The sequence below is a fragment of the Scytonema hankhaensis NUACC26 genome (genome assembly GCF_045865695.1).
In the GTDB taxonomy this organism is placed as follows: Bacteria; Cyanobacteriota; Cyanobacteriia; order Cyanobacteriales; family Nostocaceae; genus Scytonema.
In genome coordinates this window covers 1-17,285 of sequence record NZ_BAACAP010000154.1, presented here as the reverse complement: position 1 = coordinate 17,285, position 17,285 = coordinate 1, and the positions used below count along the sequence as shown (strand labels likewise).

The following is a 17,285-nucleotide window of genomic DNA, read 5'->3' as shown; positions in this document are numbered from 1 at the left end:
TAATTTTATGCAGACAACTGTGTTTACCGTCTCCTGTGTTTTCGCTGACGTTTCACCACCCAGGCAATAAATACCACGATGATAACCGCAAGAACAATTTTAGATACAGGCGCTAGGTACTTGTCCACAAGTTCATACTGACTCCCCAACACATATCCAGAGTATGTTAGCAAACCTACCCAGACAGCGCTACCTAATGTAGAGTAAATTATGAAAGGAAGCAAGGGCATATTGCTAATACCGGCAGGAACGGAAATTAGCGTTCTAACTCCCGGTACGAGGCGACCAATCAAAACAGCTTTTGTACCTTGGCGATCGAACCAACCTTTAGCTTTAACGATATCTTTACTTGAGACACTTATCCATTTGCCGTATTTGTCTGCTAAAGCAGATAAACGCTTCTCCCCTAAAAATTTCCCCGGATAGTACCATACTAGGGCACCAGCCACAGAACCTACCAGTCCCGCCGAAAACACTCCAAGGACATTAAGCTTAGCCCCTGGCAGATTCGATGTGTATCCTGCCAAGGGCATAATTAGTTCCGAGGGAATAGGAGGAAATAAGTTTTCAAGAAACATCAGCAGGGCGATTCCCCAATAGCCTAGAGATTCAATAATCTCTTTTATCCAATCCGTCATTAAATTTTTTCCTAAAGTTGCTTGGTGAGCGATTTGAGATTAGGGACAGGGAATTGGGAACTAGGGATTGGGAATAAATTTCCCAATCATCCGCTTGCCAATCCCTTTTTATCAGTTCCGGTATACACATTTCATAATAACTGTCTTGAAATAGGGCGTTGGGCATCGATCGCGAATAAAGAATTCTTTTCAAGACAAGCATTGCGAACTATTGCTCGTGAGGGGTCTGGTTTGAAAAAAGGCAGATGGTAGAGGGTAGAAAACCGAAGGTACAACGTTTTTGCGTCTGTTCTGGTGTATGCAGTTCCTGACAAATACTTATGAGACTGTTACAATCAGCCTGTATTACTCCTGATATTAGTCAAAGTATCAAAAATAGTTGCACTAGGGCAAGAGGTTAGGGAGTAGGGGTTAGGAGGTAGGCAAATTTAGTAGCTTGTGTCCAATCCCTAATCCCCAATCCCTAATCGCCAATCCCCAATCAAACTATAGGAGTCAGAGATTGTACTCTCGATTCAGATTGCCAATCCAACTCTAACGGATTCCAAACCCGTTCTTCTAGAGCCATTTGCTCGATTAAGCTTGCTAATCGCAAAGCTTTTAGGGCTTGTTCTCCTCCAACAGAGGGTTGATTGCCACCACGCACGCAGTTGACGAAGTGTTCTAATTCTGCCCCCAGCTTATCAGTATTGCTCGTATAAACTCTTTCAATGATACCATCTTGCCTATATAGCACTTGTCGGTAATCATTCATGGCGTTGGCAGAGTTTTGCCTGTGGATCAAAATTTCATTTTTAATAAAATCTGCCTCTGTAAATGAGTTTTTACAATGGGCAACAATGCGACGGATTTTGCAATGTGTCACTTTACTTGCTGTCAAGGTAGCAACGATACCATTGGCAAAACCTAAAGTGGCAGTGACATAATCTAGATAACCTGAGTCTAAGGTACGATTTCCGCTAGCTGTTAACTTGACAACTGGAGAACAAGCTAATTCCAGAAGTAGGTCAATATCATGGATCATTAAATCCAAAACAACGGAAACATCGTTTGCCCGAGTTGAGTAAGGGCTCATGCGATGGGCTTCTATTGCCAATACTTCCTCGGTTTTCAGCACCTTTGTCAATTCTAAAAATGCAGGGCTGAATCGCTCAATATGTCCCACCTGAAGAATGCACCCAGTATCAGCAGCAGCATTGACTAAAGACTCCGCTTCAGATATGCTGGCGGCGATTGGTTTTTCGATCAGTACGTGAATTCCCGCTAACAGGCAATTGATACCTACGGCGTAATGCAATCGGGTAGGAACAGCAATACAAACTGCATCCACAAGGGGTAGTAAGTCACAGTAATCTTCAAAAAAACGTACTTTATATTTGCTTGCAGTTTCTAAGCCTCGTTCTACGTTAATATCAGCCACACCCACCAGTTCAACATCTTTCATCGAACTCAGTATACGGGCATGATGCTGCCCCATATTGCCCACACCGATCACGCCTATGCGGACCGATCGTGGGTAGTTGCGCTGTGCTTGACCATTGTGTTCTCCTGGCAACATACTTCTATTTTGCACTCTTATAATCTCCTCAACCACCAAATATAAAGACACCTCGTTCATTGGCTGTCATACTTAAGAATGCCAATGATGAGTTGTCTAAAACCATCCAGATGGTAACATAGAGGTTCTTATTATGAAGAATTTCAAAGTTTCATGTGAGTTCCCGCACTTTGGGTCAGTTTTATGCATTTAGTTTCAAATGATGCTTTTTTTGCTTTTCTTACTTTACGTTTATTCACGTTAGAAGAAAACAATGACGTAAGTGAACTTCCTTAAGTTGCATTGAAAAAAATAAAATGAAAGCTGTTATTCTATTATCCGGTGGATTAGACTCTTCTACTGTTTTGTACCAAGCAATGGCTGATGGTTGTGAATGCTATGCTCTGTCTTTTGATTATCAGCAGCGTCATCAACGAGAGTTACAATCGGCAAGTGCGATCGCTACTCGTGTTAAGGTAGTACAGCATCAGGTAGTAACGTTCGATTTAAGTCAGTGGGGCGGTTCAGCACTGACGGATAACTCCATCGATCTACCCCAGGGGCGATCGCTCTCAGAGATGTCACAAAATATACCAGTGACTTATGTTCCGGCTCGCAACACCATCTTTCTCAGTTTTGCCCTTGCTTACGCCGAAACTCTAGCCGCCGCACGAGTTTATATTGGCGTTAATGCTTTGGACTACTCTGGATATCCTGATTGCCGTCCTGACTACATTCAAGCAATGGAGGAAGTGTTTTGTTTGGCAACAAAGCAAGGGCGATTGGGGAATCCCATCGAGATTGTTGCGCCCTTGATTCAAATGAAGAAAACGGAAATTATCCAACTCGGCAATCAGTTAGGGGTTCCGTGGGAACTTACCTGGTCTTGCTACGCTGGGGGTGAAATGGCTTGCGGAGTTTGCGATTCTTGTCGCTTGCGTCTCGCTGCTTTTCATGAATTGGGACTCGTCGATCCTTTGGAGTATGCAGTGACCAGTGACCAGTGACCAGTGACCAGTGACCAATCCCCAATCCCTATTCCCTTTCCTCTACCCGCCGAATCTGGACTTGGTGCAGGCGGGGTCCGGCAACAGAGATGACTCGAAATTCAAGATTGTTATAGAGGAAAGTTTCTCCAAGAATAGGAATTTTTTGCAATTGGTAAAGCAAAAAACCAGCTAAAGTTTGATATTCTCTGTTGAGAGGTAAATTGAAATGCAAAACCTCATTGAGGTCTTCTAGGTTAATTTGTGCCTGTACTAGAAATGTTTGTTCGTCTACACTTTGGATGAGCAAGTCATTAGTATTTTCTAATTCTTCCGGTTCGCCAATAATCTGGGCGATGACATCATGAATGGTGAGCAGTCCTACAGTACCACCAAATTCATTCACGACGATCGCCATCGCTGGTTTTTCTTGCTGCATCAATGGCAAGAGTTCGCTCAATGGCGTGTGTTCTGGTACAAATCTTGCAGGGCGCAACCAAGGTTGAATTTGCGTTTCTAAGGTCAGTTTTCCTAGAGTTAGAGGTTTTATTAAGTCTTTAAGGTAGATAAGACCGCGAATATCATCTAAAGATTCTCCTGTCACTGGATAGCAAGAGTGACCAGTGGCTATCATTCTTTGCAAAAAAGTTATGAATGTAGCATTTTTTGGTATTGCTATAATGCTGGTACGAGGAATCATAACCGTTTGTACGGTTACCTCCCCAAATTCAAAGACATTGTTCAACCATTCCCTCTCTTCCTCCTCTAACCCTGTAGATTCTCGTTCTGTGGAAACGATCAGTTGCAGTTCTTCAGGAGTGACTGGGGATCGCCAGCTTTGACCTGTATATTGAATGCCAAATAGTCTTAATAACCAGCGAGTTGATTGATTGAGTATCCAAACAAAGGGGTTAAAGAATCTGACAATTGCTCTAATAGATGGTCCTAAAAATTTAGCTAGCTGTTCGGAATACAGCATAGCCACTGATTTGGGGCAAAGTTCTCCCAAAACTATTTGCAGGTAGGCAATGAGAACAAAAGCCGTTGGGATTGATAAAGAATGGGCGACGACACTACTCATACCATTGGGTAAGGGCAAAGATAGCAGCCCCAACTTTATCGGGGCGACAATCGTACTTTCCCCAATCCAACCAAGCGCCAAACTCGAAAGGGTAATGCCTAATTGCGTTGTGGATAGCAATCGGTCAATGCTAAGTTGCAAACTCTCAACTGCGATTGCTTGTATATCACCTGATTCTACCAATTGACGGATACGCGATCGCCGCAATGTGACCATTGAAAACTCGGCTGTTACAAAGAATGCATTGATAGCAATGAGCAGCAGTACTGACAACAACCGCAGCCCTACATCTGTCCAACTTAAATTCGGAAAACCACTCACGCCCAAGCTCGTGTTAAACTGACGCCCCTAATGAAAATTGGGGATTGGGGATTGGAGATTGGGGATTGGGAATTACCCAGTCCCCAGTCCCTAGTCCCTAGTCCCTAGTAAGTTTTTTTTACCGATCCACAGGAATATTAGATACCTGTAGCTTCAGCTTTTGTTCCGGATAGTCCGTTAGAGAAAGCGAGACATTTTTCACATCATCAAGCACAGCTGAAGGAATGCTTATCGTACCAGAATATGTTGGTCCGTTGGCAGGTAGTTCTGAAGGTAAGCCCTCAGTGCTAGCACTTAAGGTTCGACCTTTATCATCGGAAACATCGAGGAAACTATACAAGAATCGCACGGAATCTTTACCCTTGTTCTGCATCTTCACCCTCAAAAGCAAAGCACCTCCAGAATAGCGAGCCGATTGGACTGACATACTAACGCCTTCGCTTTCCGAGTTCACTGGAAATCCGGGCTGTGGCTTTTCTTCAGGAACTTCTTCAGGTTTTTGCTCTGGTTTGACCTTGGTCTTTTTTGTTTCCTCGTCGTCTTTGTCTTGCTTGGTGATTTTAGTAGCTTTTTTGCCGTCAATTCTTGCCTTGACAACTTTTAAAATTTCATCTTCCCTAAGCAGAGTGACCCCTGCTTGCTGTGCCGTAGCTGACTTACTGCTAGCGAACTTAGTAGTAGGACGAGCATCAGGTGTTGTCACACCTTTTAAAGCGGCGCTACCCAACGTAAAACCCCAAAAAGCGCTGATAGAACCAGCTCCCAACATTAAAATTAACAAAATCAAAGTTAAAAGTACAGTAGAATTCAGTTTCATAAGATATAACTCAAGAATACTGGTATATTCAAAAATATTGAAGCTATTCACTCCAAGCTTAAAAGCATGCGATCGATCTTAGTCTGCCTTATCTTACTGTCAAATTATTATGCAGTATCAACATCCGATCTTGTTACAATCTAATATGTTCCGTTTCCAACCCCTATAGTTGTCATGTTTTGGAGACATGTGCTAAAGTTAATAAGATTTAACCAGGGTTGGCCGAGCGGTTGAGGCAGCGAACTCATAATTCGCCCCAGGCAGGTTCAACTCCTGCACCCTGGATTTAACAGTGAGCAGTGACCAGTGACCAGTAATCAGTGACCAGCGATCGGTAATCAGTGACCAGTAACCGATTCACCCTCGTTCCCCGGCTCCGCCTGGGAATGTCTTCGAGTGGAGGCTCATCAACCTCCCCAGTTTCCCGTTGCTTGGTCACACTGAACATAACTTTGCAAACCAAGTAACTGGTCATCTTTAACTATAACCAACAACCGGTAACCGCTCGCTGGTCACTGGTCACTAGTCACTAGTCACTGGTCACTAGTCACTGGTCACTGGTCACTGGTCGCTGGTCACTGGTCACTGGTCACTGGTCACTGGTCACTGATTATTGTTCAAATCGAAACTCAGTACCTGTTTTGAGCTTGTTAGAGTTCAGTGCTGGGGACATGAGAATAGACGAGTTGTAAGGATTAGGTAAGTCTGGAGTCCGAATATAAGGATCGTGGGTCGCTTGCTGGTTGAGAGCATCGCGATACAAAATATTCATTAATTCAGCATCTCGCGCAATTTCATGCTCTGGAAATGAATTGCGAAATAAAGACCCTTTACCCAGTATGAAGTCTATCTGACGCCAGATGGACTGGTTGCGGTAAAAATTGGGGTCATTTTTGAAAAAAGCCCGTTCAAAGACATCATTGGTTGATTCATAGTTAGGTGTTTCTGTTTCGGCGTTAACAACAGCAGGAAAACTCATGGTAGAAAGCAACACCAATAAACCACCAAGATATCTAAATTTTGTACTCATCATTCATAGCTCCTCAACATTTGTGCGAATTTTAACTTATGCTTAATTTCAGAACTCCTCAGAGTTCATCCTCTTGGTGTAGCATAATTTTTTACCTGCTGTCATGACTTATCAAGCCGAAACTCATACCCAGTCAGCTATCTGGGCTGCTACTACTGATTTGGCAAGCCTACGCCAACAGTTACTCAATTTATTTTGTCAATTGGCATATCAGGAGGGTGACTTTGTTCTGAGTTCCGGGCAACATAGTTCTTACTACATCAACGGCAAACAAGTGACGCTGCATCCTCAAGGTGCATTGGCAATTGGTCGTATCCTTCTATCACTTCTACCAATAGATACGCAAGCCGTTGCAGGTTTAACATTGGGAGCAGATCCGATTGTTAGTGCTGTAAGTGTAGTTTCCGCCTATGAAAATAGACCAATTCCAGCACTGATAGTTCGCAAAGAAGCAAAAGGACACGGAACGAGAGCGTATATTGAGGGTCTTAATTTACCGGAAGGTGCAAAAATCGTCGTTCTAGAAGATGTTGTGACCACTGGACAATCTGCTATGAAAGCCGTTCAACGGCTGCAAGCTGCAGGTTACGCTGTCGAGCGGGTCATTTCGTTAGTCGATCGCAAACAAGGTGGAGCAGAATTTTATCAATCTGTAGGGCTACAATTTGAAGCCGTGTTCTCAATTGAGGATATTCAACAGAGGTATAGGGAGTTGGGGACTGGGGACTAGCGATTGGGAAAAATCCCCAATCCCCATGCCCCTCAACAAGGAGGGGATCCCGAGTTCCCCAATCCCTAGTAGCTCACAACTTCCTTATCCTTTGCCAAAAACTTCTCAAGTTCTGTGAGTGCATCGGCATCAACTTTGGTTTGCATGGGGCAGAACTTGGGACCGCACATCGAACAAAACTCTGCCGTTTTGTAGATGTCGGCTGGTAGGGTCTCGTCGTGATATTCTTTGGCTCTGTCGGGATCGAGAGATAATTCAAACTGACGGTTCCAGTCGAAATTATAACGAGCATGGGACAGTTGGTCGTCTCTGTCTCTCGCACCCTGGCGATGTCTAGCAATATCAGCTGCATGAGCTGCTATTTTGTAAGCAATCAAACCGTTGCGGACATCTTCAGCATTGGGCAAGCCCAAGTGTTCTTTTGGCGTGACATAACACAGCATAGCAGTACCGTACCAACCCGCCATTGCAGCCCCGATTGCGGAGGTAATGTGGTCGTAACCCGGAGCAATATCGGTTACCAACGGTCCTAATACGTAGAAGGGTGCTTCCGAACACTCTTCCATTTGCTTCTTGACATTGAACTCAATTTGATCCATTGGAACGTGTCCGGGACCTTCGACCATGACTTGTACGTTATGTTCCCAAGCTTTGCGAGTTAATTGTCCTAAAGTTTTCAGTTCTGCTAGTTGCGCTTCATCAGAAGCATCATGGAGACAACCGGGACGCAATGAGTCGCCTAAGCTGAATGATACGTCGTATTTCTTAAAAATCTCAATGATGTCTCGGAAATGGGTGTAAAGCGGGTTTTGCTTGTGATGATGCAGCATCCACTTCGCCAAAATACCACCGCCACGAGAGACTATACCCGTAATACGATTTTTGACTAAAGGCAAATACTCAATTAAAATCCCGGCGTGGATAGTCATGTAATCGACTCCTTGCTGGGCGTGTTTTTCTATAACGTGGAGAAAGTCGTCTGGCGTTAGGTTTTCCATTTTACCGTAGACACTTTCCAACGCCTGATACACTGGTACGGTTCCAATTGGTACTGGTGAAGCGTTGATAATGGCAGTACGAATTTCATCTAAATTACCGCCACCTGTGGACAAATCCATGACGGTATCAGCACCATACTTGACAGACAAATGCAACTTGGATAGTTCTTCCTCAATATTGGAAGAGTTGGGAGACGCGCCAATGTTAGCATTCACTTTACATTTAGAAGCAATGCCAATACACATTGGTTCCAGATTTACGTGGTTAACGTTAGCTGGAATAATCATGCGTCCCCGTGCCACTTCTTCTTTAATAAGATCGACGGGAAGATTTTCCCGTTGGGCAACGTAGTGCATCTCTTCGGTGATGACACCCTGACGAGCATAGTGCATTTGTGTCACGTTGCTCTGCCCATGCCGCTTGGCAACCCATTCTGTCCGCATATTTGATTACCTCTATAAACAGCTTCCCTCCGCCGGTATTACCCGGACTCAGGTTTTAAGGGTGTAATCTCAGCCTTTTCTTGCAGGCACCCCTAGCTTGTGTAGAAGATTATATCACGACCAGTGACCAGTGACCAGTAATGATTTGTGTCATTTAATATAGATAATTATATCATGTCCGGTAGCATAAGCGGGCGAGGACACCCACCCCACAAGATGAAAAATTTACTTCTTGAAAATTTCTAAATGGAGTTGATGTCATAATAGACATCAGATAAATCATCATATTGATATGATTGTATGGAAAGTCTTACTGTTCGGACAACGTTAACCATACCAGTTGAGCTACTAGAAGCAACAGATCGTGCTGTACAAGAGGGAAAAGCTAAGAGTCGTAACGAGTTTGTTGCTCGTGCTTTACGTCGTGAATTAGCTGCTCAAAAACGAGCAGAAATTGATGCTGCTTTTGCGAAAATGGCGGATGATGACGAATATCAAGCAGAATCACTTGCGATCGCTCGCGACTTTGCTAAATCTGACTGGGAAGCTTTTCAGATAGGTGAGTCTCAGCTGTGAGGAGAGGAGAAGTTTATGATGCATATCTCGATCCTACTGAAGGTTCCGAGCAAGCAGGAACCCGACCAGTAATTATTGTTAGCCGTGATGCTATCAATGTTAGTAGCCAAGTTGTGTTGGCAGTTCCTTGTACAACCTATCGCCCTGGAAAGCGTATCTATCCCAGTCAAATACTTATTTATGCACCTAATGGGGGTTTAAATAGAGATTGTTTGGCAATGGCGAATCAAGTTCGTGCCTTAGCTAAAACACGTTTTTTGCATTTGCGTGGGGTACTTTCACCTGAAGCTTTACAGCAATTAGATCGAGCTTTGCTAATAGCTTTAGATTTGCCAGGGCAAATTGAGTTTGAATAATTCTGAGGATGAAGCTTTTCCTCACAATATATTTCTTTAATATTTAGACTTCTTGCATAAATAAATTTTATCCACATACACTGCTACACATTGCAGATAATTATTCATTTTTCTTGACTTTTGCAAGAAGTCCATTAAACTCTTGCAGAACTTACGTATATCCCCCATGCCCAATGCCCTATGCCCAAATCCCACCGCTACATCATATTTTACAAACCCTACGGAGTCCTGTGTCAATTTACCCAAGACACGCCAGCTCGCAGTACTCTAAAGGATTACATAGATGTTCCTGACGTGTATCCCGTAGGACGTTTGGATTGGGATAGCGAGGGCTTATTATTTTTAACCAGTCAAGGGCAATTACAACACCGTCTGAGCGATCCTCGGTTTGGACACGAACGAACTTATTGGGTACAAGTGGAACGAATTCCCGATGCGACTGCTTTGAATCAGCTTGAGAAAGGTGTGACAATTCAAAACTACCGAACTCGCCCTGCTAAAGTTGTTTTGTTACCTGTAGAACCAGATTTACCAGAACGGAATCCACCTATTAGATTTCGTAAGAACGTTCCAACTGCTTGGTTGGAGATGACTTTGACGGAGGGCAAAAATCGCCAAGTACGACGAATGACGGCGGCTGTGGGGTTTCCAACTTTGCGGTTGGTTCGGGTGAGTATAAATTGTTTAAATCTAAATGGGTTGCAACCCGGTCAGTGGCGAGATTTGACTTCTGATGAAGGAAAAATCTTGTTAAAATCTGCTTAAACAGCGATCGCTACCTAAAAGATTTCCAAGAAATAAATTATCCATCTTGTGGAACGGGCGTCCTCGCCCGTTTTAGACTAGTGGCGGGCGGGACGCCCCGCAGTTGCTTCAACGGGGGGCTTTGGGGTCCCCTCTGGGGAACTCGGGGCCCCCACGAAGTGGGGATAAGGGGCAAGGGGGAGACCCCCGCAACGCACTGCTCTTCGCACCACAAGAAAAAGTTGAATATTCTTTATCTGGAGGTCTCTTAGTATAGATTTCTAGCTGAATGACTACGTTGTGTCGAGCGGTCAAAAGCTTGCGGATATTAAGAAAACATAGTTAATATTTGTAAAAATAAGAACTGCTACAAAAATTCACTATATAAACCACAATGTTTTGTAAGACCACTGTAGGCAAGGATTGACAATTGTGTCACCTTGGACTGTAGCAGTCTAAAGCACATAGGAACGGGAATGAAGGAACTTCCACAATGCTGATATGTCCTCAGTGTAACTTTGAGAACCCCAATGCTAATAGATTTTGCCAAAATTGTGGCGAGTCGTTAACCCATCGAGTCTGTCCGGAGTGTAGTGCTGATGTTGCTTTGGATGCACAATACTGCGGTAACTGTGGTGCTGAATGCGGCACAATTTTATGGGCGATTGTTACTAAAGAAAAAATAGAGGATTGGGAACGGGAGACTGTAGGACGAGAGAATCAACAGACAAGGGAACAAGGGGAAATGGAAGGTTCTCCTCCCTCTCCTACCCCAGTTCCGTCTTATTTAGACGAACAGCAGCGATATCAAATTTTAGATCCATCGTTCGTACTAGAAAATATCCCCTCTCATACAAAGGTTGGGGTAAGAGTTTTAGATTGCCAACCTTATCAAAGAACTCTTTTGGAAGTGATGCTGCTGAATGACGAACAGGGAGTAGCAACACCATCGGTTGGGATGGATGAAATTCCAAATCTTGCTAAACCTTATATCGTTTTACAACCTTTATGCCATCTGGGTATACCGCCGATTCGCGATACTTGGCAATACAATGGCATACAGGTAGTACTCGTAGAGGATCGATCGCATTGGCAATCTTTACTTGATATCTGGCATCAAGAGACAACAAGTTCGTTACAAATTGTCAACTTTTTTTACCAAATGACTCAACTTTGGGCGGTGCTGGAAAAAGTTCACTGCCGTCAAAGTCTTTTAGAATTGTCTAATTTAAAACTGGATGAAGACCAATCGCTTGCCTTACAGCAATTATATATCGAGCCAATCCATGAAGACATTACAGAAGTGCCATTGGAAGATAAAACAACTTCAACGGACGAGGTAAAAGCGCAACCGTTTTCAGTACAAACTCTAGGGCGGATGTGGCAAGCTTTGTTTAGAGAATCTCAGCGCACTCAATTTGGTTCTATTTTACATTTATTAGGAGATTTGGAACTTGAGAAAGTTCAGTCTCTAGAACAGTTACAATCGCGATTAGAAGCAATATCTTGCGAATTACAAGGTCTTTCTTCTACAGATTCTTCTTCACCCGACCCTGAAGTGCCACAAAGTCCTGATTCTCGGACTATCTTGCAATTGGATGAGGAAGATACCGAGCCAAAAGCAGATGATATGCCAACAGTTGTTCTACCCATGCAATTAATGAGCTTGGATTATGCGGGGTTGACTGATGTGGGGCGTCAACGCGACCATAACGAAGATTACTTTGGCATCGAGACAGAAATTTATAAGTTGGAGTTGCCAAATAACCGTACTTTACAAACAAGAGGTTTGTACGTTCTGTGTGATGGAATGGGCGGACACGCGGGAGGTGAGGTGGCTAGTGCTTTGGCTGTCAGCACTTTGCGACAATACTTTCAAACTCACTGGACTTCTAACCAAATGCCTACAGAAAGCGATATCCGTCAAGCAGTACGGCTAGCCAATAAGGCAATTTACGATGTCAATCAAAAAGACTTCCGTTCCGGCGTTGGGCGCATGGGTACGACCCTAGTAATGGTGCTTGTTTATGATACTCAAGTGGCTGTAGCTCATGTGGGAGATAGCCGTCTTTATCGCTTAACTCGCAAAGGAGGATTGGAACAAATAACGGTAGACCATGAGGTGGGTCAACGGGAAATTTCTAGAGGCGTTGAGCCTAACGTGGCTTATGCTCGCCCTGATGCTTATCAACTGACTCAAGCTCTCGGTCCGAGAGATGATAATTATATCGTTCCTGAGGTAAAGTTTTTAGAGATCAACGAGGATACCGTGTTTCTTCTGGCTTCCGATGGTTTGTCTGATAATAATTTACTGACATTACACTGGCAAACACACTTACAACCTTTGCTTAGTTCTAGTGCTAATTTAGAACATGGTGTAAAAGCTCTAATCGATCTGGCAAACAATTACAATGGACATGATAATATCACTGCTGTTGTTATCCGTGCAAAGGTGCGACCGAATATGGAGCACTAGAAGTCGGAAAAAAAAAAATTAATTGATGGCATGACACAAGTGATTAACGAGGTCAAGTAAATGCTGTTAGGATTCAAAACAGAATTGAAATTGAATAATCAACAGCGTACCAATCTTGCGAAACATTGTGGTGTAGCGCGTCATGCTTGGAATTGGGGATTGGGTATCACCAAACAGATTCTAGATTGGAACAAAAATAATCCCACTGAAAAGATAAAGTTTCCGACCTCTATTGATTTACATAAATGGTTAGTCGCATTGGTAAAACCTGAAAGCCCATGGTATTATGAATGCTCTAAATCAACACCACAAGAAGCACTAAGAGCTTTACGGAGGGCTTGGAAATATTGTTTTGAGAAGAAAAAAGGAGTCCCTAAGTTTAAGAAAAAAGGTAGACATGACTCGTTTACTCTAGAAGGAAGTATCAAAATCACTCGTGACAACAAAATTCAAGTGCCTGTAATTGGCGTGCTGAAAACCTACGAGAGATTACCACAAGAAGAAGGAATTAAAACTTGCACAATTAGTCGCGAGGCTGATAGATGGTTTATTAGTTTCCGATTTGACCAATCTCCAGAGAATTTGAAATTAGAAGACACTTGGTTTTTTCCTACAGTTGGCGTTGATTTAGGTGTTATGAATCTTGCCACATTGTCTACTGGAAAGATTATAGAAGGAGCAAAATCCTACAAAAAGTACAAGAATAAGCTCTCTAGAATGCAATGGTTAAATCGTCATAAAATTATAGGCTCAGCTAATTGGAAGAAAGCCCAATTACAAATTGCTAGACTGCACTCCAAAGTTGCCAACATCCGTAAAGATACATTACATAAACTCACTACCCGACTAGCCAAAAACCACGGCATAGTTGTCATAGAGGATTTAAATGTATCTGGAATGTTGGCTAATCATAAACTAGCAGCTAGCATTCAAGATATGGGATTTTATGAGTTTAGACGCCAACTAACCTACAAGTGCGAGCTTTATGGTACTAAACTTGTGATTGCTGACAGATGGTTTCCCAGTTCTAAAACTTGCTCTAATTGCGGAACACTCAATAAAGAACTCTCTTTGAAAGAGAGAGTTTTTTGTTGCGACCACTGTAACTTCAGTCTCAACAGAGACCTGAACGCCGCCATCAACCTTAAAAACTATTCGTCCATCACCGCCAGTTAGGTGGAGTGAGCTTGTGGACTGGTTTGTGCCGACACATCCAGAGTGAAGCAAGAATTAAGCTCCAAAGTTCAGCTAGACCAATGACGAAGAACGTCTAGCCTTGGGTAACTTTGGGTAGGTCTTTTCTATACGGAATTAAATATCGCCTATGGTCACGCTGACCTTGTTAGAACCGCAACAAAAAACACCCCTCCAGCAATGGCATTTTCAAAAGGAAAGTGTTATCCGGATTGGTCGTTCGGCTGAGAATGATATTGTTTTGAGCGATAGCTTGGTTTCTCGACACCATCTGGAACTCAAGCAAATGAGTCTTACCCAGTCTAGGAATGCTGGGAATGGTTCTTGGCAGGTGACGAGTAAAGGCACGAATGGCACTTTTTTAAATGGTGTTTTGGTGACTCAGGCGCTGGTTCCCGATAACTCCTTGTTGCAATTGGCACAGGGAGGTCCTATCCTGAAATTCCAAATCAATGGAGATGTACAACAAAGCGTTCCAGTCTCGCCTTATAGTTGCACCCATGAAGGCAATTCCCCTGACAATTTATTCTGCATCCACTGCGGTCAGCCCTTGAACGTACTCCATACGATTCGCCAATATCAGGTATTGCGAATTCTAGGACAAGGGGGGATGGGAACGACTTATTTGGCTTGGGATGCTGCTGGAAAAATTGCTGAGCGATCGCTCTTAGTGCAAGCCGTACCCGGCTTATCGCGATTGCTTGTCTTAAAGCAGATGAATGCCGATATGGCAAAAATTGCTAAAGCTCAAGAATTATTTGAAAGAGAAGCACGTACTCTTCAATCCCTGAGCCATCCTGGCATTCCTAAATATTATGATTTTTTCGTAGAAGGTGGAAAGAAGTATTTAGCCATGGAGTTAGTCCACGGACAAGACTTGGAGAAACTGATTTATAAAAAAGGTCCTGTTACACCAAGTCAGGCAATTGGTTGGATGATTCAAACCTGTGATATTTTGGACTACATTCACAGTCAAGAACCTCCTCTTATCCACCGCGATATTAAACCTGCAAACCTCATGGTACGCAATTCTAATAATCGGATCGTGGTATTGGATTTTGGTGCTGTGAAGGAAATTGGTACAGCACCCGGAACGCGCATAGGAGCAGAAGGATATTGCGCCCCCGAACAAGAACGAGGACAGCCGGTAACGCAGTCCGATTTGTATGCCATCGGACCAACGCTAATTTTTCTGCTCACTGGTGAAAGCCCCTTTAAATTCTACCGCCAACAAGGCAGAACTTTTCGGTTTGATGTGGCAAATATTCCCACAATTACTCCCAAATTAAGGGAATTTATTAACCGCGTTACCGAACCTTTACCACGCGATCGCTTTCAAACTGCTAAAGAATTAGCAGCAGCGTTGTATGGGTGTCAGTAGGGTGACTGGTGATTGGGGACTAGCGATTGGGGAAATAACATAAACCTAATCGCCAGTCCCTAATCCCCAATCCCTATTCCTCATCCCATTCTTCTACAGACAGCAATTCGCTCACTGGATCTTGCATGCTAAAGCCATAGTCCAGCAGTTCTTGTTTCAAATACTGCCAATCGTTGCCGAAGAGCAAAGCGATTTTCCAAATGCTGTCTGTGGGCTTGATAATTTTGGATTCCACAAGTGAATGCACATTACGTTGCAACTTCACCATTGGGTGAATAACTTGTTGCTTACTACTCATAACCTCGATTAGTTTCTGATTTGGTTTGGTAAATGCTCAATCAAAACTGCTTCCCTCTTTGGAATTGTTCCGTCGCGTAGAGTTTCGTACTTTGGCAAAGCAAGTCTTAACCTTTTCACTATATCATAGCTTACTCTACTCAGGTGCAGTTCAATTCGGTTTTGTACGGTAATTACCACCACATAGGTTAAATTTGACTCTACTCCATCATAAGATATACCAAGCTAAAGAAATCAGCTTTCCTCTACTTGCACAGATAATGGGCTGTGATACGTGTTGCAAAACAGTATTTGCTTGTTTCACCATAATTTATGCAGTTTTTTCAAACCTATACATTAAGGGATTGTTTCAGACTTTAGGCAGGGAGTTGAAAATTTTGCTACTAAGCTGTGGGGTATTACCCCTTTATCAAACATTATCTAGAAGGATATCGCAAACATCTAACATTGGATAGGATTAAAATGAAACTTTATAAAAATTTAATCTTTTATCTGGGAGCTAAGAGCGCGAACTGCAAAAATTGAGTTGTAACAGCGTGACTTACATCTGTTGTAACAGGAGTTTACAGGGTCAATATTCAACTCGCGTAATTTGGCAGCCAGTTTTTCTGCCCGTTGTGCTTCGGCTTGTGCTTGCTGTTCAGCTATTTTAACCTGTTCAGAGGGTGTTAGATATCGCTGTTGGTGTTCTTCGTACCAATACAGCCACTCGCGCTTCATTCCGCCATAACTTCCACGAGCACAGCCAATTCCCAATTTTCCTTTGCCGCTTTCGTTGTCAGATGAAGAATTGAGCGTTGATTTGCAGCTAATTGTTGATGGGGTATGCGAGCAGACCCTTTATAACGATCTCATTGATTACAGCCTACCCATTCCACCTCCTAAATTATCACAAGCCAACCAACAGTGGGTTAAGGAATTATTAGCCCCGATTCGAGGTGCAAATGGCGCGTCTTTATAGTGAAAAATGTCTGCTTTGCTCAAAACTGAGTTCGCTCGAAGCACAGCAAAAGCATGGAGAAAGTGGCGATGGATGCTGGAATCCAAAGTATTGCCACAACCGCCGTTCTTATTAGGTTCAATATCCATTAAACCGAAAGAAACAATCATCCTTTCAGATAGATGGCTCAACAGTTGGTGAAGTGGAGAAAACTACACTGGTTAACGTAGTCGATGAACTTTTGGCAGAGCAAACACTAACGGAAACAAAACTGGCTGACGAGATTATAAATTTGGCACATGAGGAAAAAGTAGAGGAGTGGATAGAAGCGATCGCGAGACACTTAAAGCAGCTTAAAGGTCAAAGTATTCGCCTGCTCGATTTGCAAAAAGCATTAAAAATACCTTTGATAGAAGTCTGGTTGGGATTATTATTAGGAGGATATACCTTAGAGCAACGTGGGGAATTTTATAAAACACAAGATGTATGGATTACATTCTGAGTAATTCACAGATGTTGTCGTTTACGTTATATAATAGTAGTGGCTACTTTTTACCTGTCCGGTTGCACATTCAATCACTATGTCTGTGAGAGATGCATTTCATGATGCAGTCAGGCGAGCGCTCGAAAAAGATGGTTGGACAATTACGGATGATCCGTTACGCCTTCTTGTTGAGGAAGTTGAACTGCTAATTGATTTGGGAGCAGAGCAACTGCTGGCTGCAGAAAGGTCAGGAGA

At 43.2% G+C, this 17,285-nt stretch carries 21 protein-coding genes, 1 tRNA gene and 1 riboswitch; of the genes, 14 read left to right on the top strand and 8 right to left on the bottom strand.

The genetic code is table 11. The features are described 5' to 3' along the window. Positions 1–23 precede the first annotated feature (23 nt). Complete coding sequence (locus ACKTT2_RS11520; RefSeq protein ID WP_407886813.1) at positions 24–638, bottom strand: DedA family protein; 615 nt, start codon at positions 636–638, stop codon at positions 24–26. Between the two features lie 24 nt (positions 639–662). Here ACKTT2_RS11520 and ACKTT2_RS11515 point away from each other — a divergent pair, with 24 nt between their 5' ends. Further along, entirely contained in the window at positions 663–890 is a 228-nt protein-coding gene (locus ACKTT2_RS11515) for a hypothetical protein (protein WP_407886811.1), read from the top strand. Positions 891–1,119: 229 nt separating this feature from the next. Here ACKTT2_RS11515 and ACKTT2_RS11510 read toward each other — a convergent pair whose 3' ends face one another. Then, complete coding sequence (locus ACKTT2_RS11510) at positions 1,120–2,196, bottom strand: Gfo/Idh/MocA family oxidoreductase (RefSeq protein WP_407886849.1); 1,077 nt, start codon at positions 2,194–2,196, stop codon at positions 1,120–1,122. A 296-nt stretch (positions 2,197–2,492) separates the two neighbouring features. Between ACKTT2_RS11510 and queC the strand changes: the two genes are divergently transcribed. After that, complete coding sequence (gene queC, locus ACKTT2_RS11505) at positions 2,493–3,182, top strand: 7-cyano-7-deazaguanine synthase QueC (protein ID WP_407886809.1); 690 nt, start codon at positions 2,493–2,495, stop codon at positions 3,180–3,182. A gap of 28 nt (positions 3,183–3,210) precedes the next feature. Here the strand turns inward: queC and ACKTT2_RS11500 are convergent, their stop codons facing one another. Further along, positions 3,211–4,563: a hemolysin family protein gene (locus tag ACKTT2_RS11500; RefSeq protein WP_407886807.1), complete on the bottom strand. Its 1,353-nt coding sequence runs from the start codon at positions 4,561–4,563 to the stop codon at positions 3,211–3,213. A gap of 118 nt (positions 4,564–4,681) precedes the next feature. After that, complete coding sequence (locus tag ACKTT2_RS11495) at positions 4,682–5,380, bottom strand: hypothetical protein (protein ID WP_407886806.1); 699 nt, start codon at positions 5,378–5,380, stop codon at positions 4,682–4,684. Between the two features lie 212 nt (positions 5,381–5,592). On the opposite strand from ACKTT2_RS11495, the gene ACKTT2_RS11490 reads away from it, so the two are divergent. After that, positions 5,593–5,665, top strand: a tRNA-Ile gene (locus ACKTT2_RS11490). 325 nt (positions 5,666–5,990) lie between these two features. Here the strand turns inward: ACKTT2_RS11490 and ACKTT2_RS11485 are convergent. Next, complete coding sequence (locus tag ACKTT2_RS11485; protein ID WP_407886847.1) at positions 5,991–6,410, bottom strand: hypothetical protein; 420 nt, start codon at positions 6,408–6,410, stop codon at positions 5,991–5,993. 103 nt (positions 6,411–6,513) lie between these two features. Here ACKTT2_RS11485 and pyrE point away from each other — a divergent pair, with 103 nt between their 5' ends. Continuing rightward, positions 6,514–7,140 (top strand): orotate phosphoribosyltransferase, encoded by a 627-nt coding sequence (gene pyrE, locus ACKTT2_RS11480; protein ID WP_407886804.1) that lies wholly within the window; start codon positions 6,514–6,516, stop codon positions 7,138–7,140. Positions 7,141–7,205: 65 nt separating this feature from the next. On the opposite strand, the gene thiC is transcribed toward pyrE, so the two are convergent. Continuing rightward, on the bottom strand, positions 7,206–8,582 hold the full coding sequence (thiC, locus tag ACKTT2_RS11475; protein ID WP_407886803.1) for a phosphomethylpyrimidine synthase: 1,377 nt from the start codon (positions 8,580–8,582) through the stop codon (positions 7,206–7,208). A gap of 7 nt (positions 8,583–8,589) precedes the next feature. Continuing rightward, positions 8,590–8,686: riboswitch (TPP riboswitch) on the bottom strand. Positions 8,687–8,882: 196 nt separating this feature from the next. Between thiC and ACKTT2_RS11470 the strand changes: the two genes are divergently transcribed. From ACKTT2_RS11470 to ACKTT2_RS11445, 6 genes are all read left to right on the top strand, one after another. After that, a complete protein-coding gene (locus ACKTT2_RS11470) occupies positions 8,883–9,158 on the top strand; it encodes a ribbon-helix-helix domain-containing protein (protein WP_407886801.1) in 276 nt (91 codons plus the stop codon). Beyond that, positions 9,155–9,514: a type II toxin-antitoxin system PemK/MazF family toxin gene (locus tag ACKTT2_RS11465; RefSeq protein WP_407886800.1), complete on the top strand. Its 360-nt coding sequence runs from the start codon at positions 9,155–9,157 to the stop codon at positions 9,512–9,514. The genes ACKTT2_RS11470 and ACKTT2_RS11465 overlap by 4 nt, the downstream gene beginning before the upstream one ends. A 180-nt stretch (positions 9,515–9,694) precedes the next feature. Next, the gene (locus tag ACKTT2_RS11460; RefSeq protein ID WP_407886798.1) at positions 9,695–10,279 is read left to right on the top strand and encodes an rRNA large subunit pseudouridine synthase E; all 585 of its coding nucleotides are present in this window, start codon (positions 9,695–9,697) and stop codon (positions 10,277–10,279) included. Positions 10,280–10,751: 472 nt separating this feature from the next. Continuing rightward, a complete protein-coding gene (locus ACKTT2_RS11455) occupies positions 10,752–12,734 on the top strand; it encodes a serine/threonine phosphatase (protein WP_407886797.1) in 1,983 nt (660 codons plus the stop codon). A gap of 60 nt (positions 12,735–12,794) precedes the next feature. Beyond that, on the top strand, positions 12,795–13,910 hold the full coding sequence (locus ACKTT2_RS11450) for an RNA-guided endonuclease InsQ/TnpB family protein (RefSeq protein WP_407886795.1): 1,116 nt from the start codon (positions 12,795–12,797) through the stop codon (positions 13,908–13,910). Between the two features lie 148 nt (positions 13,911–14,058). Beyond that, positions 14,059–15,309, top strand: a complete 1,251-nt coding sequence (locus ACKTT2_RS11445) for a protein kinase domain-containing protein (protein WP_407886793.1) — start codon at positions 14,059–14,061, stop codon at positions 15,307–15,309. 73 nt (positions 15,310–15,382) lie between these two features. On the opposite strand, the gene ACKTT2_RS11440 is transcribed toward ACKTT2_RS11445, so the two are convergent. Together ACKTT2_RS11440 and ACKTT2_RS11435 are read right to left on the bottom strand one after the other, a co-directional pair. Beyond that, positions 15,383–15,607: a DUF4327 family protein gene (locus ACKTT2_RS11440; RefSeq protein ID WP_407886792.1), complete on the bottom strand. Its 225-nt coding sequence runs from the start codon at positions 15,605–15,607 to the stop codon at positions 15,383–15,385. A gap of 479 nt (positions 15,608–16,086) precedes the next feature. Then, positions 16,087–16,362: a hypothetical protein gene (locus ACKTT2_RS11435; RefSeq protein ID WP_407886790.1), complete on the bottom strand. Its 276-nt coding sequence runs from the start codon at positions 16,360–16,362 to the stop codon at positions 16,087–16,089. Between the two features lie 7 nt (positions 16,363–16,369). Here ACKTT2_RS11435 and ACKTT2_RS11430 point away from each other — a divergent pair, with 7 nt between their 5' ends. The 4 genes from ACKTT2_RS11430 to ACKTT2_RS11415 all read left to right on the top strand — a co-directional run. Then, complete coding sequence (locus ACKTT2_RS11430) at positions 16,370–16,567, top strand: DUF4058 family protein (protein ID WP_407886788.1); 198 nt, start codon at positions 16,370–16,372, stop codon at positions 16,565–16,567. A gap of 6 nt (positions 16,568–16,573) precedes the next feature. Further along, a complete protein-coding gene (locus tag ACKTT2_RS11425; protein WP_407886786.1) occupies positions 16,574–16,747 on the top strand; it encodes a hypothetical protein in 174 nt (57 codons plus the stop codon). A gap of 1 nt (position 16,748) precedes the next feature. Continuing rightward, positions 16,749–17,048, top strand: coding sequence for a hypothetical protein (locus tag ACKTT2_RS11420; protein ID WP_407886784.1), 300 nt, complete (start codon positions 16,749–16,751; stop codon positions 17,046–17,048). Between the two features lie 79 nt (positions 17,049–17,127). Then, a partial coding sequence (locus ACKTT2_RS11415) for an element excision factor XisH family protein (protein ID WP_407886845.1) occupies positions 17,128–17,285 on the top strand: 158 nt, incomplete at its 3' end.